This window comes from Vagococcus hydrophili, assembly GCF_011304195.1.
In the GTDB taxonomy this organism is placed as follows: domain Bacteria; phylum Bacillota; class Bacilli; order Lactobacillales; family Vagococcaceae; genus Vagococcus; species Vagococcus hydrophili.
This window is the reverse complement of sequence record NZ_CP049887.1, coordinates 1,538,454-1,561,078: the sequence shown is the minus strand read 5'-3', so window position 1 is coordinate 1,561,078 and position 22,625 is coordinate 1,538,454. Positions and strand designations below refer to the sequence as shown.

The 22,625-nt window shown below is 34.0% G+C and carries 23 protein-coding genes; 5 read left to right on the top strand and 18 right to left on the bottom strand.

Annotation, left to right across the window (positions count from 1 at the left end; all coding sequences use genetic code 11):
- Positions 1-26: 26 nt before the first annotated feature.
- The 3 genes from G7082_RS07865 to G7082_RS07855 all read right to left on the bottom strand — a co-directional run bounded on the left by G7082_RS07865 (position 27) and on the right by G7082_RS07855 (position 3,538).
- Positions 27-2,396, bottom strand: coding sequence for an endonuclease MutS2 (locus G7082_RS07865; protein WP_166034563.1), 2,370 nt, complete (start codon positions 2,394-2,396; stop codon positions 27-29).
- A 103-nt stretch (positions 2,397-2,499) separates the two neighbouring features.
- Positions 2,500-3,048, bottom strand: coding sequence for a CvpA family protein (locus G7082_RS07860; RefSeq protein WP_166034562.1), 549 nt, complete (start codon positions 3,046-3,048; stop codon positions 2,500-2,502).
- Positions 3,049-3,070: 22 nt separating this feature from the next.
- The gene (locus G7082_RS07855; RefSeq protein ID WP_166034561.1) at positions 3,071-3,538 is read right to left on the bottom strand and encodes a cell division protein ZapA; all 468 of its coding nucleotides are present in this window, start codon (positions 3,536-3,538) and stop codon (positions 3,071-3,073) included.
- A 176-nt stretch (positions 3,539-3,714) separates the two neighbouring features.
- On the opposite strand from G7082_RS07855, the gene rnhC reads away from it, so the two are divergent.
- On the top strand, positions 3,715-4,632 hold the full coding sequence (gene rnhC, locus G7082_RS07850; RefSeq protein ID WP_166034560.1) for a ribonuclease HIII: 918 nt from the start codon (positions 3,715-3,717) through the stop codon (positions 4,630-4,632).
- Positions 4,633-4,735: 103 nt separating this feature from the next.
- The gene (locus tag G7082_RS07845; protein ID WP_166034559.1) at positions 4,736-5,071 is read left to right on the top strand and encodes a DUF1292 domain-containing protein; all 336 of its coding nucleotides are present in this window, start codon (positions 4,736-4,738) and stop codon (positions 5,069-5,071) included.
- A gap of 66 nt (positions 5,072-5,137) precedes the next feature.
- On the opposite strand, the gene G7082_RS07840 is transcribed toward G7082_RS07845, so the two are convergent.
- The 7 genes from G7082_RS07840 to pepA all read right to left on the bottom strand — a co-directional run bounded on the left by G7082_RS07840 (position 5,138) and on the right by pepA (position 10,262).
- Positions 5,138-5,899: a sortase domain-containing protein gene (locus G7082_RS07840; protein WP_166034558.1), complete on the bottom strand. Its 762-nt coding sequence runs from the start codon at positions 5,897-5,899 to the stop codon at positions 5,138-5,140.
- Positions 5,900-6,936: 1,037 nt separating this feature from the next.
- Positions 6,937-7,356, bottom strand: coding sequence for a Holliday junction resolvase RuvX (gene ruvX / locus G7082_RS07835; RefSeq protein WP_166034557.1), 420 nt, complete (start codon positions 7,354-7,356; stop codon positions 6,937-6,939).
- Positions 7,353-7,622: an IreB family regulatory phosphoprotein gene (locus G7082_RS07830; protein ID WP_166034556.1), complete on the bottom strand. Its 270-nt coding sequence runs from the start codon at positions 7,620-7,622 to the stop codon at positions 7,353-7,355. The genes ruvX and G7082_RS07830 overlap by 4 nt, the downstream gene beginning before the upstream one ends.
- 77 nt (positions 7,623-7,699) lie before the next feature.
- Positions 7,700-8,329, bottom strand: coding sequence for a YtpR family tRNA-binding protein (gene ytpR / locus G7082_RS07825; protein WP_166034555.1), 630 nt, complete (start codon positions 8,327-8,329; stop codon positions 7,700-7,702).
- A 64-nt stretch (positions 8,330-8,393) separates the two neighbouring features.
- On the bottom strand, positions 8,394-8,846 hold the full coding sequence (locus G7082_RS07820; RefSeq protein ID WP_202983152.1) for a universal stress protein: 453 nt from the start codon (positions 8,844-8,846) through the stop codon (positions 8,394-8,396).
- An 18-nt stretch (positions 8,847-8,864) separates the two neighbouring features.
- Entirely contained in the window at positions 8,865-9,176 is a 312-nt protein-coding gene (locus tag G7082_RS07815) for a thioredoxin family protein (protein WP_166034553.1), read from the bottom strand.
- Between the two features lie 9 nt (positions 9,177-9,185).
- A complete protein-coding gene (gene pepA / locus G7082_RS07810; RefSeq protein ID WP_166034552.1) occupies positions 9,186-10,262 on the bottom strand; it encodes a glutamyl aminopeptidase in 1,077 nt (358 codons plus the stop codon).
- Between the two features lie 164 nt (positions 10,263-10,426).
- Between pepA and G7082_RS07805 the strand changes: the two genes are divergently transcribed.
- Together G7082_RS07805 and G7082_RS07800 are read left to right on the top strand one after the other, a co-directional pair.
- Positions 10,427-10,780 (top strand): PepSY domain-containing protein, encoded by a 354-nt coding sequence (locus tag G7082_RS07805; protein ID WP_166034551.1) that lies wholly within the window; start codon positions 10,427-10,429, stop codon positions 10,778-10,780.
- 88 nt (positions 10,781-10,868) lie between these two features.
- On the top strand, positions 10,869-11,381 hold the full coding sequence (locus G7082_RS07800) for a DNA topology modulation protein (RefSeq protein WP_166034550.1): 513 nt from the start codon (positions 10,869-10,871) through the stop codon (positions 11,379-11,381).
- Between the two features lie 156 nt (positions 11,382-11,537).
- Here G7082_RS07800 and G7082_RS07795 read toward each other — a convergent pair whose 3' ends face one another.
- The gene (locus G7082_RS07795; protein WP_166034549.1) at positions 11,538-11,858 is read right to left on the bottom strand and encodes a MazG nucleotide pyrophosphohydrolase domain-containing protein; all 321 of its coding nucleotides are present in this window, start codon (positions 11,856-11,858) and stop codon (positions 11,538-11,540) included.
- Positions 11,859-11,923: 65 nt separating this feature from the next.
- On the opposite strand from G7082_RS07795, the gene G7082_RS07790 reads away from it, so the two are divergent.
- Complete coding sequence (locus G7082_RS07790) at positions 11,924-12,493, top strand: LOG family protein (protein ID WP_166034548.1); 570 nt, start codon at positions 11,924-11,926, stop codon at positions 12,491-12,493.
- A 207-nt stretch (positions 12,494-12,700) separates the two neighbouring features.
- Here the strand turns inward: G7082_RS07790 and G7082_RS07785 are convergent, their stop codons facing one another.
- The 7 genes from G7082_RS07785 to G7082_RS07755 form a co-directional block, all read right to left on the bottom strand.
- Positions 12,701-16,729: a prealbumin-like fold domain-containing protein gene (locus tag G7082_RS07785; RefSeq protein WP_166034547.1), complete on the bottom strand. Its 4,029-nt coding sequence runs from the start codon at positions 16,727-16,729 to the stop codon at positions 12,701-12,703.
- A gap of 4 nt (positions 16,730-16,733) precedes the next feature.
- A complete protein-coding gene (locus G7082_RS07780; protein ID WP_166034546.1) occupies positions 16,734-17,777 on the bottom strand; it encodes a WxLIP family cell surface protein in 1,044 nt (347 codons plus the stop codon).
- A 28-nt stretch (positions 17,778-17,805) separates the two neighbouring features.
- Positions 17,806-18,993, bottom strand: a complete 1,188-nt coding sequence (locus G7082_RS07775) for a WxLIP family cell surface protein (RefSeq protein WP_166034545.1) — start codon at positions 18,991-18,993, stop codon at positions 17,806-17,808.
- Positions 18,994-19,071: 78 nt separating this feature from the next.
- The gene (locus G7082_RS07770; RefSeq protein ID WP_166034544.1) at positions 19,072-19,989 is read right to left on the bottom strand and encodes a WxL domain-containing protein; all 918 of its coding nucleotides are present in this window, start codon (positions 19,987-19,989) and stop codon (positions 19,072-19,074) included.
- Between the two features lie 51 nt (positions 19,990-20,040).
- Positions 20,041-20,382, bottom strand: coding sequence for an LPXTG cell wall anchor domain-containing protein (locus G7082_RS07765; protein ID WP_166034543.1), 342 nt, complete (start codon positions 20,380-20,382; stop codon positions 20,041-20,043).
- 477 nt (positions 20,383-20,859) lie between these two features.
- The gene (trmB, locus tag G7082_RS07760; RefSeq protein WP_166034542.1) at positions 20,860-21,513 is read right to left on the bottom strand and encodes a tRNA (guanosine(46)-N7)-methyltransferase TrmB; all 654 of its coding nucleotides are present in this window, start codon (positions 21,511-21,513) and stop codon (positions 20,860-20,862) included.
- Positions 21,514-21,836: 323 nt separating this feature from the next.
- Positions 21,837-22,616, bottom strand: coding sequence for a phosphotransferase family protein (locus G7082_RS07755; protein WP_166034541.1), 780 nt, complete (start codon positions 22,614-22,616; stop codon positions 21,837-21,839).
- Positions 22,617-22,625 lie beyond the last annotated feature (9 nt).

Here is a 22,625-nt window from a genome sequence, read left to right as displayed (position 1 = left end):
ATTGACCGCTAATTATTTGCTTGTGATTAAAAACTAACAATTGTTGCCCCGTCGCCACCTTGATTAGCCGGCGCATATTCGAATGCTTTCACACGTGAATGACTTCTTAAATACTCTTGGACTCCATTTTTAATGGCACCTGTTCCGCGACCATGAACAATCGTTACTTGAGGATAACCAGCCATCAATGCGGCATCGATGTATTGATCGACTTCTGCCATTGCTTCTTCATAACGTTTTCCACGTAAATCAAGTTGTGTTTTCACTGAACTACGACTGCCACCGCCATCACTTTTTATGGTCATGCGCATCACCGGTTCTTTTTCAGGAGCTAAAAGGGTCATATTATCTTCAGAAATTTTCATCTTCAAGATGCCTAATTGAACTTGCCACTCTTTGTTGCCTGTCTTACTGATCAATGTTCCTCTTTGACCAAACGTTTCAACTAAGACATCATCGCCTACTTTGAAAATTTTCTTCTCTTTGGCTTTTTTTAAGACTTTATTTTTAGTTAAATGTTCTTCGTCATGTTTCAAGCCTGACAATTGTGATTTCACATCAATAAATTCGTGTTCTTTCACATTACTTGAAGAATGACTTCTAAGTTGCATTTGTCTGATATCTTGAATTAAACCTTCAGCCTTTTTCTCAGCTTCTTCAACAATTTCATTGGCTTTGACTTTAGCTTTATTTAATTCTTTTTCACGCTCTTCAAAGAATGATTCATAAGCTTCTTTTAAGTCATGATGTAAATGTTCAGACTCATCCACATGACGGCGCATTTCTAAATACTCCGTTTCGGTCATCTTACGTTGATTTTCTAAATCAGAAATCATCTCATTTAAATCTTGGCTCTCACCGTCAATAATTTGTTTGGCTTGATCAATAATTAAACTAGATAAACCTAAACGCTTCGAAATTTCAAAGGCATTACTTCGTCCAGGAATCCCGATTAATAATCGATACGTTGGGCTAAGTGTGTCCACATCAAATTCCATACTGGCATTAATCGTTCCTGAACGGTTATAACCGTAAACTTTTAACTCAGGATAATGGGTGGTTGCCATAACGTATGATCCCGTTTGACCCACTTGATCTAAAATCGAAATCGCTAAAGCCGCTCCTTCTTGTGGGTCTGTTCCGGCACCTAACTCATCAAAGAGAACCAAGCTGTTTTCATCTAAATGTTTTAAGATATCCACAATGTTGGTCATGTGAGATGAGAAGGTACTTAGATTTTGTTCGATAGATTGTTCATCACCGATATCTGCATACACTTCTGAAAAGACACCAATTGTACTGTCTTCATGAGCTGGAATTGGTAATCCAGCTTGCCCCATTAATTGAAGTAGTCCTAGAGTTTTTAGGGTAATCGTTTTACCACCCGTGTTAGGTCCCGTAATGACGATTGCTTGGTAGTCTTTCCCAATGATAATGTCATTAGCTACTACTTTTTCAGAAGAAATTAAGGGATGTCTGGCTTGTTTTAACGAGACTTCCTTCTCCTGACTTAATTCTGGAACAATTCCTTTGATACTTTTTCCAAATAAAGCCTTGGCATTAATAAAATCAAGTTTTCCTAAAACAAACGCATTTTGTAAGATTTCTTGACGGTATGGATCTAGTTCATTGGAAAGAACAGCTAAAATACGTTCAATTTCTTGGCGTTCTGCAATTTGATGTTGTCTTAATTTATTGTTCAACTCAACAACTTGTCTAGGTTCCACAAAAACGGTTTGACCTGAGGCACTTTGATCATGAACCACACCACCAAATTGACCTCGGTATTCACTTTTAACAGGAATCACGTAACGATCATTTCTCATGGTCACAATGTTATCACTTAAATATTTACTACTACCGCCGCGCAAGATACTATCAAGTTGTTCTTTCACACCTTGTTCGCTGCGTTTAATACTTTGACGAATCCCTTTTAACTCAGGAGAGGCTTCATCTGTCACGCGACCATCTTCATCAATAGCTATTCTGATTTCTTTTGAGATTTCTGGTAAAGCAATCATCTTGTCGTTCCACTCATACAAGCGTTCTAACTCAATCTCAATCTCTCTTAAATCTTCAAAAAAGCGTTGAAGTTCTGTGACAGTTCTAAGAACACGCCCCACTTGTGCCAGTTCAAGACCGTTTAAAGTCGCACCAATCTCAATTCGTTTCATGTGTGGTTTTATGTTTTCTAACACAGGAATCGGAATGCCACCTCGTAATCTTAATATGTTAAAAGCATCACTTGTTTCCGTTAAATGTTCTTCTATTTTCTCAAAATCATTAAGGGGTGTTAATTGTAAAATGTGTTCCTCACCTAACTTAGTCACAATATGCTGAGTTAACATTTGTTTCACTTTATCAAACTCTAAGGTTTGTATTATTTTTTTATTCATTTTGTACTCCTTATATTTCGTCACTTACTTCCATAAGAAAAAAACGAACAACCTAGTTTTAGATTGTTCGAGTCTTCTAAAGTGACCATTTAAATTTATCTCTTTATAGAATAATCTTCGTAATCCACCAATCTTTTAACCAATTAGAAACAATGGGTGTTGATTCGACTAACATACGAGCTAGGGAGCTTTTCTTAAACAAGTTTTGAATAAAATCAACCGGCACCATGGCTAGTAATGTTAAAAAGATTGTTAAGCCTATTAAAGTCAGTAATGTGTTTAGTAACGCGCCTGCTAGTTCGTTGCCTTGCTTGATCACAGGGATAAAGGTTAAACGATACGCTATCATCCCAATAAAACGCGTCAGTAACCAACCAATAAATAGAATCAAAACAAAAGCAAATCCCGCGTAGAAAGCCTTATCTAAATCAAACACCAAACTCTTATCAAATAGGACTAATTTTGTTTTAGCTGTTGGGGCAGGATAAGGCACTAAAAGTTCTAATTTTTTACCTAGTCCTTTGTACATGTTTCTAGCTACAATGAATGAGACTGTATAACCAAGTCCATAAACAATTTGTAACAGAAAACCACGACGAAAGCCGGCATAAAAACTTGTTGCTAAAAAAAATATAATTAAAATTGTTAACATAATTTCAAACCTTACTCATTGATTATTTTACTTCTTCACCTTTTTTTTGGTGATTGTTGCGTTGAATTTTTTCTTTAACTTGTTGATTGAGAACTTTTTGAACTTCTATGTGATTCATCATCTCATCTTCTGTTAGTTTTCTGTTTTCATTAATCACAGCTTGCCTCGCTTCTTTTTCACGCTCGGCAATTTTATCAAGTCGTTCTTCTAATTCCATTACTTTGTATACTTCTTGTTCTAAATTATTGATTTCGTTTCGTTGATCAATAATCACTTCTTGTTGCTTCACTTGGACAGATAATGTATTAATAGCTAAAAGTATCGCAGCTTGTTCTCTAGTTAAGCTTGGGGAGTGTCCCATGATAAGCTCGAGTTGTTCATTCGCTAAGTCATTAACTATATCCATGTGGTAGTGACTTTCATTGCCAATGATGGTATACGCATCTCCTGCAATTTTAGCCTTATATCTTTTCTTTTCATCTTGCGTCACAACTTATCCTCCTCAATTTATAGGAACCACCTATCTTATCATAGCCTAATTATATAGAATTTTCCTGCAAATGACAATTTTATCAAGCCTTTCTTTTAAGTTTATTCATCATTTCTTTATTTCTTGATTGTTGTTATACTTATTCATGAAATCAACAAGAATGGATGGTAACTATTATGAGTCAATCAGTCACTATAAAAGCAAGCTTAGAAACAATCAAAAAAATGAAAGCAACTTACCAAGATAAATTAATCAAAACACCACCTTACGCTATCTTTTCTGCTAAATTGCCTAAAGTTACTATTACAGCCTATCAATCAGGAAAAGTTCTCTTTCAAGGAGTCACTGCTGAACATGAATCAAGTAATTGGGAAGGCGTTGCCACTCAAAAGAAACCAAGTAGTGTGACAACCAGTGATTTACCTACAGATTTTGCTAATTGGTCAGTCGTCGGAAGTGACGAAGTAGGAAACGGAAGCTACTTAGGTCCTGTTGTTGTCTGTGCCACCTATGCCAAAACTGAAACCCTGCCCCTTTTAAAAGAACTTGGGGTGAAAGATTCAAAAATGCTAACCGACCCAATGATTAGAAAAATTGCAAAGGATTTGGTCCATGTTGTGCCTTTCCGTCAATTGATTGTGACACCGAATAAATACAATGCCATTCAACCTGACTACAACGTCAACCGAATGAAAGTCGCTTTACATAATCAAGCATTACATTTACTTTTACAAGATATCGCCCCTGAGAAACCTCAAGGCATTTTGATTGATCAATTTACAACTGAAAAAAGTTACCGTAATTACTTGAAGAGAGAGCCTAATCCTGTCACAAATAATCTTTATTTCAAAACAAAAGGGGAGCAATATCATTTATCGGTTGCTGCCGCGTCAATTATCTGCCGAGCAACCTTTTTAGATGAACTAGATAAAGCAAGTAAAGAACTAGGTTTTCTTGTGCCATCTGGCGCTGGGGTTAAATCAGATCAAGCGGCAGCCAAAATCTTGAAAAAAGGCGGTATCTCTTTACTCAATGATTACGCCAAACTTCATTTTGCTAATACAGAAAAAGCTAAAAAAATCGCTTTTAGATAGCGAGTAAAAGAGAACTCTCATAAATTTGCTATTTGATAGCCTTTTTACTTTTTTTTAGGTATAATGTGAAGTGAATTCAAACTGAAGAAACGAGGAATGAAAAATGACAGATAAACATGTACACGATGAAAATTGTAACCATGACCATGATCATATTCATGATGCAGAAGATTTAATTACTTTAATTGATGATGAGGGAAATGAAGTTTTATTCCGTATTCATTTAACAATCGACGGACAAGAAGAATATGGTAAAGATTACGTGTTACTATATGACGCAAGCACTCCTGAAAATGAAGAAGTTGAATTATTAGCTTATGCTTACGAACAAAAAGATGGCGATAGCGAAGGCCGTTTAACTGAAATCGAAACTGAAGCTGAATGGGAAATGATTGAAGAAGTTTTCAATACATTTGAAGCAGAAGAATTAGATAAATAATAAATAAAACGAGTGTATGACTTTTCAATTATCATACACTCGTTTTTTGAACTTTTTACTTAAGCATTACTTCACGGCAAATAAGATTAAATTAGAATAATCATCAATGCACGTTTGTAATACGATAGCTTCCCCATTACTAGATCCTGTGATGATGTCCCACATGTCTTCACCCGTTCTAAGGTTAATCGCACTATTATCAACTTCCCAACTCATTGTTACAGTATAGCTTGTGGGTCGACCTGATGCATCCGTTACTACAATTTCTGCCCCGATTGTTACTGAAAAAAGAATCGAAAAAACACCTGGATTATGCCCGATAAAGTGAGTTGATAAGCCATCATCTCCACTTTGAACGGCAGCACCACCCCATGTCGAAACCATATTACGATCGACATCTATAATTGATTGACCATAAGTGGTTCCCCCGTTTTGGTAAGTTATCGCTTGATTTTCTATATACATCGTCATAGGCATTAGCTGCTTTATTTTTTCTACTTTATCTTCTATCTCTATCTTTTTTTCTTCATTATTTGTAGCTGTTGTTTGTCTATCTGAATTAGGAACTTCCTCTTCAAAAACTTCTGATGAATTGCTTGTTTCCTCTTCTATTACGTCTGTTGTTTCCTCTAAAGGTTCTAAATGAATTTTTTCGCTACTTTGTGTTGGCTCTTGATCTACCAGTAAAATTTCTGCTTCTGGCGCATCTTCTTTCATAACGATTTTATCTTCTACGTCTTTGACTTCTACGTAACTGTGATAACCTTCTCTTACTGCGACAAACAACGACAGAGGAATCATAACCCATTTAATTTTTTTTAAAAACATAACAATCTACTCCTCATATTTTTTATTTTTCGACACATTTTTAAAGCTAAAAAAAGCGTCTCACATAAAGAATACTCTGATCTACTAATTAAGATGTTAGTTGATTTTTTTGTTTTCTTAAGTATCGTTTCTTTTGGTAATAGACTTTTTATTCTAATTTTCATCTTAATATCAACCACATAAATCCTAATTTCCTTTAGTATTCTCTTCTAAGGACATTTGACTTTGACATTTAGTTTCTATTTGACGTGTTGCTTCCTACAAACTCAAAAACAAAAGTGACTATACCATCAACTCAAAAATATAATTGTTATCTTACCCAATAATAAACAGCCTACCAACACTCCCTTCAATAAATACTGAAATCTTCATTACCTTTTTCTTTCACTCCTTCCCTTCAGAATTTCAAATATACTTCGTTTTACGAAACTAAGATAATTTTTTGCTCAATTATTTGAATTTTTTTATTCAGCTCTAATGAAATCATAGTAATAGACAGAATAACAACACAAAAAAGTAAGAGAATAACAAAAACCATCCTCTTACTTTTTTTGTCGTTATTTCTAAAAGCGCATCACTTCACAGCATATAAAATTAAATTAATGCCATCATCAATGCACGTCTGTAATGTTATTACTTCTCCGTTATTAGCCCCTGTGATACTTTTTTCTCCTGCCTTCACAGTAAAGAGAAACAAAAAACACCTAGATTATGACCAATAAAATATGTTGACAAGCTATCTTCACCGTTTTCACAGGAAGTAGCTTGGTTGCCTATGCACATGGTAAGCGAGGGGGATTGCTTACTTACATCTTGTTCTTGTGAACCTAATTTTGATGCTCCTCATTATCTCCACTTTAAATTTTAAAAAAATAAAGAATACTCTGATCTAATAGTGATTGACTAGACTAGTAGTTTATTTTATCTTTAGTTCATTTTTTTACACCTTTTTACGAAAAATTAGTCAGCTAAAAAAAGATCAAAAATTGCTAATACTTCCTTACGAAAGTATCAGACAATTTTTGATCTACTTAAATTTACATTTTTGCATCTAAATAATTTTGTAAAATCATTACTGCAGCCACTTTATCAATAACTTTTTTACGTTTTGCTCGAGAAGCATTTGCCTGCTCGACTAACATTCGTTCAGCTTGAACTGTTGTTAAACGCTCGTCTTGATAAATAATTGGTAAATTAAATTCTGCTGTTAATAATTCACCATAAGCCATTGACGCTTCAGCTCTTGGTCCTATTGTATTGTTCATATTTTTAGGAAGTCCTACCACAAATTGGGTCACACTGTACTCTTTCACTAATTCAGCCACACGTTCAATACCAAATACGCCATTTGCTTCATCAATTCGAATAATTTCAATTCCTTGTGCTGTCCAACCTAATGGATCACTAACTGCCACTCCGACTGTTTTTGATCCAACATCTAGTCCCATTGTTCTCATCTAGCGTCAATTCCATAGTGAGATAGGTAATCTTTCACTAATTCTTCCATAATTTCGTCACGTTCATGACGTCTGATTAAGTTACGTGCATCTTGATAACGTGGAATGTACGCAGGGTCACCAGATAATAAATAACCCACGATTTGATTGATTGGATTGTACCCTTTTTCTTCTAATGCTTGGTACACAATCGCTAGTGTTTCACTTACTTCTTTTTTATTATTATCATTAAAATCAAAGCTCATTGTTTCATCTGAAAAGCTCATATTTTTACCCCCCATTAATTTCATCTTTAGACTTAGTTTACAAGAAAGTCCTGTAAACTACAATCATTTTAGTTTATTTATTCATTGATTGTGATATTAAAGTTAAATGCCTTTCCAACTTTGGCTGTTTCTGGTAATTCTAAAATGCCTTTTTTAGCAGGCGCATTTTCTAAACCTAACTCACGAGCAGAACAAACCATACCATCACTCTTAACACCACGTAATTCACCCGGCCAAATGAGCATCCCATCAGGCATCATTGCCCCAACTTTTGCTACAACGACTTTCATACCTTGAGCAATATTAGGAGCGCCACAAACGATTTGTAATTCTTCCTCATTATCCACAATAATTTTAGTAATGTTTAAATGATCTGAATCTTGATGTTTCTCACACTCTTTAACAAAACCTACGACAAATTTTGGTGAGTTATCTGCCGTAAATTCAGCATCAAATCCTGCTTCTTTCACAGCTAAATTCAATTCAGTGATTTGTGAAGGTGACAATTGAACTTGTCCATCTCCAACTAAATTGGTGATTTTGTGAGAAGCTGAAAAAATATTCCAACCTACAATATCTCCAGTTTCTTTCAGTGTGACACACGCCACGTCACCTTTTCTGATTGCTTCGACTTCTTTACCTTCTGAATTACTTAAAATGATGATCAGCGTATCGCCAACACCTTTTACATTATAACTAGTTATCATTCACGATTCCCTTTCTTTGAACAAAAGAAAGTAAGCACGTAAAAATACTTACTTTCTTTTGTTTTTATTCTGGTCTTACAATTAAAACATCACAGGGAGCAGTTCGGATGATATGATCACTCACACTACCCATGACTAATCTTTCCACAGCGTTAAGTCCTGACTGACCGACCATGATTAAATCTGTACCATATTTTTCTGGTAATTCTTTAGACATCATGATTTTTGGTGAACCAAATTCTAAGACAGTTTCAACGTTATCATAGCCTAATTTTTTAGCTTCTTCCACATAGCTATCAAGTAAACTTCTTGATTCGTCTGATTCAGCTTGAACTAAATCTGGCGTAAATGTTGAAAATGACATTGTCCCACCATATAATTTGTTCTCAATAATATGAGCCACAACAACTTTAGCGTTGTTTCTTTTAGCTACTGCAATTGCTTTTTCAAAGGCTAATTTTGCTTGGTCACTACCATCAGTTCCGACTAGTATAGAATCGTACTCTTGTGATTCAATCATATCCTCATCCTCTTTCTATAATGTTTTTAAGAAATTAATAATCTCTTCTTTGGTTTTGCGGTCTTTACTTACAAAGCGACCAATTTCTTTGCCATTATCTACAGCGATAAAACTTGGAATACCAAAAACATCCCACTTTTGACAAAGTTCAATATAATCATCACGATCAATCTGAACAAAATTAAGTTCAGGGAACGCTGCTTCGATTTCTGGCATGTGCGGTTTGATGAAGACGCAATCCCCACACCAGTCTGCGGTAAAGAATAAAATTGTTTTTTTTGTTTCAATGTCATTGGCAATTTCTTCTAAGGACGTTGGTATAATCATCATTAAAACCTACTTTCCGTAAATAATAGTGTCTACTGTTTCACGGTCTAATGAAGTTAATAACTCCATTACCATGGCTTTAGCTGCTTCATAATCTTTAATACTAAACATTGTTTGATGTGTATGGATGTAGCGTCCTGGAACACCAATTACCGCACTAGGAACACCATCGTTAGCTAAATGAGCCGCACCAGCATCTGTTCCACCTTTTGAAACAAAGTTTTGATATGGAATCTCTTTAGCATCGGCAGTTTCCACAATATATTCTCTTAAGCGAGGTAACATAATCATGCCTGGATCAAAGATACGTAATAAGAAACCACCGTCTAAACGACCGTTAGCATCTTTTTTACCGTCTAAATCATTGGCAGGTGAGCAATCTACCGCAAAGAATAAATCTGGTTTGAATTTGTTTGTTGAAACTTTCGCGCCACGTAAACCGACTTCTTCTTGAACGTTTGCCCCTGCTATTAATGTATTTGGTAAGTCTTTACCTTTTAATTCTTCTAACACATCTAAAACTAAGGTACAGCCGTAACGGTTATCCCAAGCTTTAGCAATAATACGTTCACCATTAGCTGTTTTAATTGTTTCAGAATCTGGAACAATCGCATCTCCTGGTCTTACGCCAAATTTTTCAGCTTCTTCTTTTGAAGAAAAACCTGCATCAAATAAAATATCTGAAACGTCTACTGCTTTTTGACCATCTGTTCCACGTAATAAATGGGGTGGTACTGATGAAGAAATCACAGGATAATTTCCTTTTTTAGTTTGTAGGGTAAAACGTTGTGCTGAAACCACGTATGGATTCCAACCACCTAAAGGAACCACACGGAACAAGCCGCTATCTAAAATTTGGGCTAACATAAACCCAACTTCGTCCATGTGTGAAGCTAGCATAATGCGAGGGGCATTTTCTACTTTACTTTTTTTAATCCCAAATACGCCACCTAATCCGTCGTATTCGATTTTATCAACAAGGGGTGTCATTTCTTTAGTCATGACATCTCGCATATTCCCTTCAAAACCACTTGTGCTTTGAATTTCTGTTAATTGTTTGATTCGATTAAATAATTTATCATCCATAAGCTATCTACTAAATTAGTAGAAACACCTCTCTTTCTATCTACGCCTAATTATAACATAATTCGAGAAAACCATAAAAACCTTCTTTTAGATTATTTTACTTTTTTCTTTTCTTTCATTTATGCTACAATAGGGACAACAAACTCACTATAGGAGGTAGAATAATGCTTAAAAATAAAAAAAACAATAAAGAATTTTATCAACATGGTTTATCAACTGGTATTGGTATCGGCTTAACCGTTGGTACAATCGCAGGCGCTGCCATTTCTTATTGGTACAAAAAAAATCAAACTTTATCTGCCGATGATATTTTAGAAAAAGTTAAAGCCGATTTCTTACAAGAAGGCCCGATTGAAGGATCATGGATTCACTTCAAAAAAGAACCTTTACAAAAATTTGCTGTTAAATCAAAAATTTACACTGGTGGCATTTCACGAATCGAAGACGGCGAATTAGCCCAATACGAATTTGTTGCTGATGCTTACACTGGTAGTATCATCGATATTTACCGTCTGTGATACACATTGTTCATAAGACTAAGAGGCTGTCATTTTTGATAAGTCTCTTTTTTAGCTTTTAAAATACTTTTTAGGAGGAGCTTGATTCATGGAAAAAATTATTATTATTGGTTCACCTGGTGCTGGAAAATCAACATTTTCATTCAAACTACAAGAAAAAACAGGACTCCCTTTGTATCACTTAGATAAATTGTTTTGGAAACCTGGTTGGGTTTTATCTGAGCGAGAAGAACAAATTGCGATTCAAAAAGATTTATTTAAAAAGAAACAGTGGATTATCGATGGAAATTATGGTGGAACACTTGAGATGCGCATTGAGGCTTGTGATACGATTTTTTTCATTGATACACCGAGATGGCGCTGTATGTACCACGTATTGAAACGAAACAAGCAATACAAAAACACCTCCCGCCCCGATATGAATGAAGGATGTCCTGAAAAAATTGATTTGGACTTTTTAAAATGGACGTGGAACTTCAAACATAAACAACGCGTTGATTTGATAAAACAAGTCAACGGAGCATATCGACACAAACAAGTGATTGTTTTAAAAAATCAAAAAGAGATCAACGATTACTTAAAAGGTAAAAAAAGAGACTAGCTCATCAGCTAGTCTCAAAAAAGGAGTTATTTTATTTACTTTGGAGGAGTAAATAAAATGAAAAAAAATTTATTAGGTTTGTTTCGTTTGTATATTTATATTATAACGACTAATTATGAATTTTCTATGAATAGGCTATGATAAAAGTATTTATAACTATTTCTCACTAAACCTTGCTTCTAATTTTTCTTGATGACTTTGAAGGATGTCTTCAATTTGAATATCATATTTATCTGCTAAAATAAAGACGTTATCTAACACGTCCCCCAGCTCTTCTTTTAAATCATCAATTAGCTCCGACTCACTTTTTTTACGCTCATCGGGTCGATCACGACCAATCTCAATAGCACGAATCGCTCTGGCTACTTCTCCTGTTTCTTCCGCTAAAAAGTTAGCTCGAATAAAAGGATTCAGCTCGTACCAGCCTCTTTTCTTATAAAAAAAACTGACCCATTTTTGGTATTTTTTTAGTGTCATCTCTTTTCCATCTCCTTTAATGATTTATCCTATGGTATCATATATTGAGTCTAAGGAGGTAAAAAATGAAAAAAATAGCTATATATTGTGGTGCAAGCACAGGTAAGGATTCAATTTATGAAGAACATACTAAAAAGATTGGTCAGTGGATGCTAGCTAATCATTATGATTTAGTTTACGGCGGTGGTGCTGTTGGTCTAATGGGTATTATTGCTGACACGATCATTGAAGGTAAAGGGAAAACAATTGGGGTGATGCCAACTTTTTTAGCTGATCGTGAATTATCACATAATGGTCTTGATGAGCTGATTATTGTAGAAGACATGCATGAGAGAAAGAAAAAAATGATTGACCTTTCAGATGCTTACATCGCTCTACCTGGTGGACCAGGTACTTTAGAAGAAATTTCAGAAGTCATTTCTTGGGGACGCATTGGCGAACATCAAAACCCTTGTATTTTTTATAATGTGAATGGTTATTATAATTTACTAGCCGCATTTTTTGACACAATGATTGAAAACCAATTTTTAACCCAAACCGACCGAGATAAAATTTTATTCTCTGATTCACTAGATGAAATTAAGCATTTCATCGAAAATTATGAACCACCAGTGATTAGACAGTATAGAAAATAGAGTGATGAAAAAGGCGCTTTACTCCAAGCAGCTGGAGGAAAATAAAAATAATTCGTGCTTTTTGAATTAATTTTATTTTGTGAAGTTGCCGCAGGAGTTGCCTTTTGAATCCAGACTACATAGCGTGATGAAAAAGGCGCTTAACTCTTCTACACAAGCATAAAAAAACGAGGCTGACTTTTTTCTAGTCAACCTCATTTTTTATCTTTACGGACCTTGCACTAATTCAAATGAAACTTCACCTTGATAGTATTGATTTTTACTCACTCTATCTGGAGTAACATCTACTTCAAATGACTTATTATCATCTTTTTTATCTAAGATAAATTTAAATTCTTTTTTAGCTGGATCCTCTGCTGATTGCTTCATGGATAATATTTCACTACCTTTACCATTTAAAGGCAATCTTTTATCTCCATTATTGTAAAATAATTCAGCATCTGTTAATTCTTTGTTTGGGTCATCATTCAACCTAAATGGTTTAGTTAGTGACGCATTAATTTTGAAATTACCACGTAGCATACTAGGCTCTAAAGAAGCTGACTTAGACTGTCTGAAGTCTTGTACAACTAATTCAAAAGGATTGTCATCAAGATACTTGAGTGTTTGTTTTTTTTTGCGGTTAATCCCATCTTCAAACACCATTTCTTTGGTCGCATCAATCGACATCACACCTTGATAGTAGAAGTACACGTCTTGCTTACCGCTTGCCACTTTATACTTCGTTTCATCCCCTTCACCAATCCCTTTATCAAAACTGATGTAGCGATACATTGGGTAATTCTCTTTTAAATGATTTAACTCATTTTTGACAAGATCAATTTTTGTTAAATCGACCACCTTATTTGGTGCTTGTTTGAGTTCAATTATTTTAGGATTAACCTCATCTAAAATAGTTTTATCAGGATAAGTAAAGTGAACATTAACAATGGAGTAGGGATCTAGTTCGACTAGAACCTCATTCACATCTTGTTTTTTCACTGTAAACTTCTGATCTTTTCCTTTTAAGTAGTAATCAGGTGTCACTGTATTCTCCAAATTATACTCTCTTAAAAGAAGACCACCAGCATCAATTAATCCATTCTCACCACTTAATTTAGTTGTCATTTTATCTGTGCCATCACTGATTTCAAAGCCAGCACCAGATATTGGTTTTTTAGTAACACTATCGATTACTTTAATAACTACTTTTCTAATGGTAATCGATCCTGTACCCGTTGCTTCTGATACATCGATATTGACCGTGTTTTGACCAGTGAGTTTTGCGGGTTCTCGGTATGCTTCGCTAGGTTTCTCATCACGAGTAAGTTCTTCATAAATTTTATCTGCTGTAAATATCTTATCTCCTGAGGTCCGATACACTACAGGAATCACCATATCAAGTCCCTTATGGAGATCTTTATTCACTTTGATGATGATTCGATGATTATTGATTATAGAGACATCGCCCATAACGTCTACATCTGATGAAGGAATAATATTACCATCTGCATCTTTTAGAATAATCTTAGCATTATAGATATCCGCATTATTTAGATTGGCGTTTATAACAAAATTAGTATCTTTCTTAATAAAAGCATTTTCCATTGCAGGTACTTTTAGTGAGACATTAATCATCTCAGTATATTTTGTGCTTTTTTCAGCAATAAAATGAGCCTTGAGTTTTGTTGTAAAATCAATTCTACCTTTGGTACTATCTGTATGATAGTTTCCTTCGTATTCGGTAGCATCACTCACAGATGCGGTTGTTTGGTCATAGTAGTTTTCTTTTTCAGCACCAAATCTAATAGCTATTGGTGTTTTTATCTCCTGATTAAACGTAAACATTATTTCATAACCCGTTGAATTAGAAGGTGTTTCTATTTTAGGATAATCTTTATCTGTAGGTAATATTTCTGTACTCGTGTCCTCATTTATAACTGAATTAAAGGTCTCTCCATTTTTTAATGGACGATTCAAGCGATAAATTTTTAACTGATTTCCAAATTTCAATTTCGTGTTTGATGCATCACCAATTTTATAATTTTTCAATGTATATTCTCTCGCTCTTGGATTAATAACATACATTCCTTCATTAATTGGCTTATTACCATCGAACATAATCTTTTCGTCATCAGCTCCTTTATAAACAGCATTATGCTTACTAAAGAATACAGCACTATCTGATAACCAAACACCTGGGACCCCGCCACCTGACCATAGTTGTCTTTTAGGCGAACCATCTTTTGGTATCATAGCAATCGTGTAAGAGATAGATATATCTTCTTTCTCCATCTTATATTCCAAATTATAGCCAATAGAAATGCGTCCTTTAACTTCAGTTAGGAAAGTGATAGTTACGACATTTTTATCTATATTAACCTTAAAATCCTTACCTTGTTCTAAAGTTTCAGCCTCATTTTCTTTTTTTCCATAACCTGTATTTTTAATACTAATCGAGCGAACATCCTTTAATTCAGCTTTTTCTCTAAAAGTATATTCAACTTTATCTAAAGGCATATAGATTTTATTAACTGTAGAGCTTATTGATATTTGATCGAGTCCAACAGCAAACAAATTAGACCATAATGCAACACCATTTTCTCCATCCGGAACATTATCAAGTCGGAATTTATCTATCCAAGTTTTTCCTTTAGAGTCAACCACACTTGCTTTTCCTGGCTGATCAAAATTCCATCTTCCGAAACGACTTGAACGTCCTACTGGAACACTTAGTCCAATACTTTGATCAGTATCCTCTCCAACATAAGTTAAATATAATTTATGCCCTGAAGAATCACCTTCAATTTTCCAATCTTTACTTTCTTTTCGTTTATTATAATCGTTAAGAGTCACTTCTCCTTCTTCTGTCACCGCCACATCGTAACTATAGATAGGAGCCCCTTTAACTTCATTCATAAAAACTTGTTCTTCATTAACATCCTTAGGTTGATTATCCAATTCGATTAAAATTTTAGTATTTTTTCTCAACAAATCTTTATTTAGATTAACAAATAATTTAAATTCGTGTATTGGTTCATCACTTTTTCGAAATGTTAGATTACTTCGTGGATCACTCAATTTTTGATATTCTTCCTCAAACTTTAAAAATTTACGTTGATCTGCTTTTTTTAAATTAAAGTCTATCCACCAATAATAGTTTTCATATCGATCAGTAAATGTTTGAATCTCTTCAGGTAAATTCTTATCATTTCCTATTGCATTACTTCTGAACCCTGTAGTGAATCGATCCCGATTATAATCGGCTGCTTCAAATTTACTGTAATCAAAATCTGCTTCATATGTAACATAGATTACTTTATTAAAATCGTGTAAAAAAATAACGCGATCATCTTTTTCAAACTTATAATCGATTCCTTCTTTTAAGGTTTCTTTTTCTCCTATGGGTTTCCCACTGGCTGTAATAGACTGTGCTTCAAGTTTAATGGATGATTTATTAATTTCCACACCTATCGTTTTATTACCTGTGACCATAGTTCGATCAAACCCAAATCCATAGTCATACTGTCCTTGATACGTGGAAACTACTTGATAATTATTTACCTTCTTTTTCATTTTTGCCTTTTTTGGCATGTAATCTGTTTCTTGCCCCGTATTATCAACTAAGATAAGACTATCTTCTTCTGATTTTTTTATCGTCCCACTAAAAGGAACATTCAAATAAAAAATCTTATCACCATTTTTTGTATTCCACTCTAACTCTTTTAACATCGCTGCATCAGGATCTGGATAATAAAGACGAGTTTCAAAGGTTACATTGTAATCTTGATTAACTGCTGGTGTTTTTTTATTGAAAATAATACTAATCGTTCGAGATTCTTTACTCATAAAAAAACTAGCATTGGTTTCTCTAGTTGGTTCTTTTGCCTCAGTACTTGTATCACTAGTATCTCTTAAATCACCAGAATAATCTCTTTCTAAAGAAATACCTTCTGGGATTTTGTAGGTCAACACATCATTTTTTTCATATTTATTATCTGTGTTAAAGCCCCACTTCACTTGGATCTTTGTATCATTCATCACGGTTTCTCGCGATTTAAATTCTTTTAGTGAACCATCTTTTTTTACTTCCGACACTTTAAACTCGTCCATTATCTTGTCAGTCTTATGGTTTCCATTTTTTCGGACATCATTCAGTTCATCATGTACAGATTGAGCTGAGACGGTTGTTGAATTAACAAAAAGCAAACAACTCATTCCTATTAAAAATGTCAGTAGTAGATTTAACTTTTTCATCGTTTCAACTCCTTCCACTCTTTTTCTTTGATGATTTTAAAAACAAATAAATAGTTACAGCAACAAGTGCACTAATGACTAACACAAGTATCACAACAATTATTTTTGTTTTTTTCTTTTTTCGTATAGCATTGACCGACTCAGCATTAAACTTATTAGCATCTTCTTCTGAAACAATAAATTCTTTTTCAAAAGACCAGTCTTTCTTAATTTTATTCTCAGTGACTACTAGATTTAACAAATAATGCCCTGCTTTGATTTCATCTTGATTCCAATCCATTTTAAAATCAAACATCGAATTAGGCGCTAATCGGTAGTCTTTTTGCTCTTCATGAATCAACACTTCTTTACTGCCGACTTTACGAACGAAAGCCTGATACGTTAAATGATCAATCAAAACAGGTGTGGTATTTTCCAACTGAAGAGTCACTCGATTTTTACCATATTCAGATATCGCACTCACATCTTTTAGCTCGATATTAGGGTCTGGTAATTTATCTCCTTCTCTTAATTGAATCGCTATGGAATGACTAAACTTAGGACTTAGTCCTGCGTTAGTCGTGACCTCTTCATTTTTCTCTGCTTCTTCTTTTATGTTTATGCCGCCCAGTATAATTCCTTCAAAAGATGTGTTAGGTACTTTCATTTCGATCGTTACTTTTTTTTCCTCGCCAGCTTTTACTTTAAGTTTTGGTTTCACTTTTGCAATATCTGGTAAGGTCATTACTTTCGTATCTTTCTCTTTTGATTCATTAGTAGCAGTATAAACAATATTGCCAGAAGCACCCGTTGTTGCAGGATTAATTTCTAACTCTAAATTCTTATCTTTTGTATCGTTATTTTGTAAGATAAGATCTAATTTTTGTTCATCTCCGGGTTTAACTTTCAAATCAAAATAAGATAATTTTTTATCTATTTGATTCGTCGGTAGTACCGGATAAACTGTAATCAGATTATTCCCTGCTTCTACCAAGGTTCCTTGAAAGAAGAATATGAAAAACAGACTATTCATTAAAACCATATTGAAATATTTCACTTTTTTTCTCATGCGACACCACTTCTGTTTTATTAATCACTTATTTATGTTTCTTACGCTTACCTTCGCTACTGCTTTTTCCTTTTTTACTTGAAGAAGAACCTTTTTTAGAATGTTCTTTTTTGTTGTTACTTTTTTTCTGACTACTTGATTTTTTCTTAGATGTTTTCTTTTTAGCTTTTTTATTTTTTCTAACTAAAAGAATTACGACAACAATGATAATTAAGAGAACCACACCACCCACAACTAAAGCAATTATTAGCCATTTGTTATTATCTTCTTTAGTCAGGTAAACAGAATCCTCATTTATTTTTTTAGCTTGGTCTTTAGTAATTTTAAAATCTTTTTCAAATTCGTATGGTTGCCCATCTGCTTCTATCTTCATTTTTAAATGATAATCACCAGGAACCGTTGCTGTGTCCTTCATATCAAAACCGAATTTAAAATTACTATTGGGTGCCATTTGTAGTTTTTCTTCTTTTTTTACATAAATATCTTCTTTTGCTTTTTTATCAGTAATTCGACCTTCTACTTTTAAACTTTTAATAAGCGCTGAAGATTCATTAATTAATTCAGCTTCAATATAGGGATGATAATTACGTAGATTAGGTTCTACTTTTCCTAATGACATTTTATTCTTTATAGTCTCATCAGATTCTTTCAAAACAATCGGCACAGCATAAGCAAATGCATTAACTACCTGTCTTTTCTGATCTTCTTTTGATAATTCATCCGTTTGAGTAAAATACACACCGCCTAAAACAGTTCCTCTAAATTCATCTTTAGGAATTTCTAAGTCAATACTAACTTCTTTTGAAGCATTGGCAGGTACTTTGATTTTTTCTTCTTTAATTGATGCTATTTTATAAAAGTTGATATTGTCTTCTAATTTTTGAGTATCTTTTTTCTTATCTAAACTATAATCTAGTAAACCGTTATCATTAGTCATACCACGATTTAGCTTTGCTTGAACATTGATTTCCTTTTTAGAAATATTATTAACCTTTATCTTTATGGTTTGCTTATCTCCCGGTTTAACTCTTAAATCAAAATAGCCACTTTGTCCTGTTTCCTTAAATTGATTATCAGGATATATCACAGAAACTCCAAAATCAGCACCTTTTCCACTATTTTTTACGGTGGTATCAGCTGCTGTGCTAGTGTTTGACAAGAATAAAACTCCGATGACTATTACTAGGAAACTTAAAAACCCTTTTTTCTTTATCATCTCATCGCCTCTTCAATATCAAAGCTAGTGGATAAAAGAAATCGCTCTTTCATCCACTAAGCTCTTTTGATCAAATTATTATTTAATTCCTGGTGCTAATGTCCAAGTTACTGTTGCATGGTATTCTGAATCAGTCCCCACAGCAGTTTGTTTAGGCATTCTAAATGTTACACCATTTGTAGATTTGTATACTTCAGCTGGCTCTTTATCAGCAATTTGTTTGCTTGTTTGATCTTTTGCATCATCAACCAATTTATTTCCTAAAGCTAGAGAATAAGACCCCACACCTTGATCAGTTTTAGAAGCATCTGCAAAAGCAACAGGAGTATTTGTTCCTGTAATTTTCAGACCATTTCCAAGTCCATCTAAATATTGAGTATAATTTGTTCCTTTTAAGTCATAATCAAGTTTACTAGTTGCTTTATCAACAATCTGAGGTGCATTTGGTTGTGCCCCACCACCATTGATATAATCAGCGTAGTTAGTATTAGTAAAGATCATTTCTGCACCCTTGATAGGAATATTCTTTCCATCTTTTTTGAACGTAAATTCTCCTTGGTTGACTTGTAAATTCCAACCACCTTCACGTTCTGGACGCATATCTAAAGTAGAAACAAAAGGCATTACTTCATATTGTTTAGATACATCCTCTTTTTTTTCTCCTTTAGGAACTACTTTAACTGCTTTAGCATTAGCTGTAAGCTCTTTACTTGTTACTCTTTTACGAACACCAAAATCAAAATTTGAAACATATTGAATCATTAAATCTCCACGATTTGGATTAACTGGATCAACTGGGTCAACGACTTTTGTAGGGTCAATTGGATCTACAATCTCAGGATCTCCACCATCAATAAATTTAATTTTAGCATCTGAGTTTGCTTTAGTTGGTGTTTCATAGTCCACTGCTGGTGCTTCAGCAAAAGCTGTTGTGATCCCTCCAAAAACGCCGACTGTTGTTCCTAAAAGTGCTCCGTATAAAAATACTTTTTTCATTTTCAATTCTCTCCTTAACATTAATATTTATATAAAAAGGTTACTTCCTTCTCATATCTCTTTAATTTTCTTTTTCATCCTTATGATGAAAATACTAGAAAAAACAACAAGTAAACCTAATAATAATAGACGATTTGCTTGTTCTTCTCCTGTACGAGGTAATAATTTCTTTATCCCCTCTTCAGAACTTTTCTCAGTTGTTTTGCTTGTACTGGTTATCGTAGTTGATGAGCTACTAGTACTGCTAGTCTCAGTTGTTGATGTTTGAGTGTCATCATCAATAAAGCGTATCCCTGCATCCCCATCCAAAACATTTACTCCTTCTCCATAAACACTGATTGAAGTCCCTATGAAACAAAAGACTAGCATTAGATAGACTATCTTTTTCTTCATCATCCTGTACTTCCTCCAAAATTTTTGTATTCTTTTAAAAAGCTTGCAAGTCATCGATTGACTTACAATAACATTGTGATAAAGTTTCAATATATTTCTCACTAAGCTCACAAGTACTCATGTTTTTCTTAAATAAAAAAAATATTTTCTATAAAAACACTTTTTTTTATTTTGATCACTTTTAATCTTATTAACACTTTAAAATTATAAACAAGATAACATAAGTGATTTTAACTTTAAAAATAAACATTTAAACAACTTTTAAACCTTATAGATATAATTAACATCTTCCATGTAAATAATATAACACATTTTTTATGCAATAGTCGTTTTTATTCGCTTTTTTACATAAAACCACCTAAAAAAAACATTTTATATACAATTTTATTTAAAAAAAATTAAACAAAAAAGTAAGTCACCAAAATCAGTTGACTTACTTTTTTGTTTAATTCAGTTATCTTCTTAAATTTTTTGGGTTTATTCTACATCTTTCCCATTAAAGATTGCCTCTAATCTGTAAATTCTTTCACCACGTCCAGAAAATTTCTCTTCATACTCTGTCATGATATTTCCTTCATAATCACTTGTATGTAAATCAAGCCAAACTTGCTTAATCGTCATCCCGTACCAAGTCACACTCGCTAGAGAATATTCAAACAACCCTTGATTGTCTGTTTTAAAATGTAACTCTGCTTTTGGCTTAGCGATTGTTTCGTAAGTTTTTAAAAATGTATGGAAGGTTAAACGACGTTTTTCATGTTTTGTTTTTGGCCACGGATCTGAGAAGTTTAAATAAACTAAATCAACTTCCCCGTCTGCAAAATAATCAGTTAAATCAGCTCCGTTAACAAGTAAAAGCTGTAAATTAGGCAATTTTTCTTCCATTTGTTTCTCTAAAATAGCAATAATAGCGTTTGTTTGAAGTTCAATCCCGATGTAGTTAATCTCAGGATGTGCCTTCGCCATTTCAACGATAAATTGACCCTTACCACTTCCAACTTCAATATGAATCGGTTGTGCTTTTTCAAAACGCTCTTGCCACTTTCCTTTCCACTGACTACCATCATCTAAAATATAGTGCGGATGAGCTAAAATAGTTTCTTTTGCGCCTGGTTTGTTACGTAATCTCATAATAATCTCCTTTTCTTTAAAAAAGAGGCGGACTCTTTTGTCTGCCTCTACTTGAATTTATATTGTTTTTACCACTATTGTAGTCTGGATTCAAACGGCAGCTCCTTCGGCATCTTCACTGAATAGAATCAATCCAAAACGCGGATTGTTTCTATTCACCTCCAGTTGCTCAGAGCTAAACGCCATTTTCACCACTCTGGTTAGTCCGGGTTTAAAAATCTGCTCCTTCGGTAACTTCAGGAATATCAATCAATCCTAAACCCATGGATTGTTTGATATTCCTTCCAGTTACTCGGAGCAAAACGATTTTTTCACCACTCTGGTTAGTACTCATATATTTTTTTCAATTGGGCGATATACGCGTTCATTTGTTCTCGTTCGTAATTTAGGTAACTTCGTTTAATTTGTAGTAATAAATTAATTCCAGCATACCAATACACCCGGTCCATGATGTTTTCGTCACCTGCTGCGCCGTATTCTGCTACCCAGTAATCCCAATATTTAATATCGATATATTGACCTAATATTGTACCAATATCTAAAGCTGGATCGGCTAAGACTGAATAGTCCCAATCAACTAAAAAGACAGTTTCTTCTGTTGATAGTAACCAATTGTTGTGCATCGGGTCCCCGTGACACGCTGTGTAGTAAACAGAATGAAAGGCTGGTAAATGATCTTCTAAATATCTGAAAACACGCATTAAATACAAATTATTTTTTAAATCATCAGGTAAATCAACGGCATAATCACTTAAAAAGTCAAACGCTGATTTTTCTCGTCCGTCCATTCTCTGAAGCATGGATTTTAGAGACTCTGATTGATGTAGATGCTTCAATATGCGGATAACATCGCCACTTTTACTCATCTCTTTTGGCATTAACTGTCTGCCTTCTAGCCATTCTTGAGCCGTTAAGACATCTCCGTCACTGGTTCTTTTGGTCCAAAGTAATTTTGGCGTCAACCCTTCACGAGACAGTGCTGCTAAAAATGGGGTCGAGTTTCGTTTAATGAAAACCGACTCACTATCTTTTATTCCTCTATATGCTTTTCCGGTATCTCCCTTAATCGGTTGGAGATTCCATGAATTATCAAATTTAAACATTTATAGTTT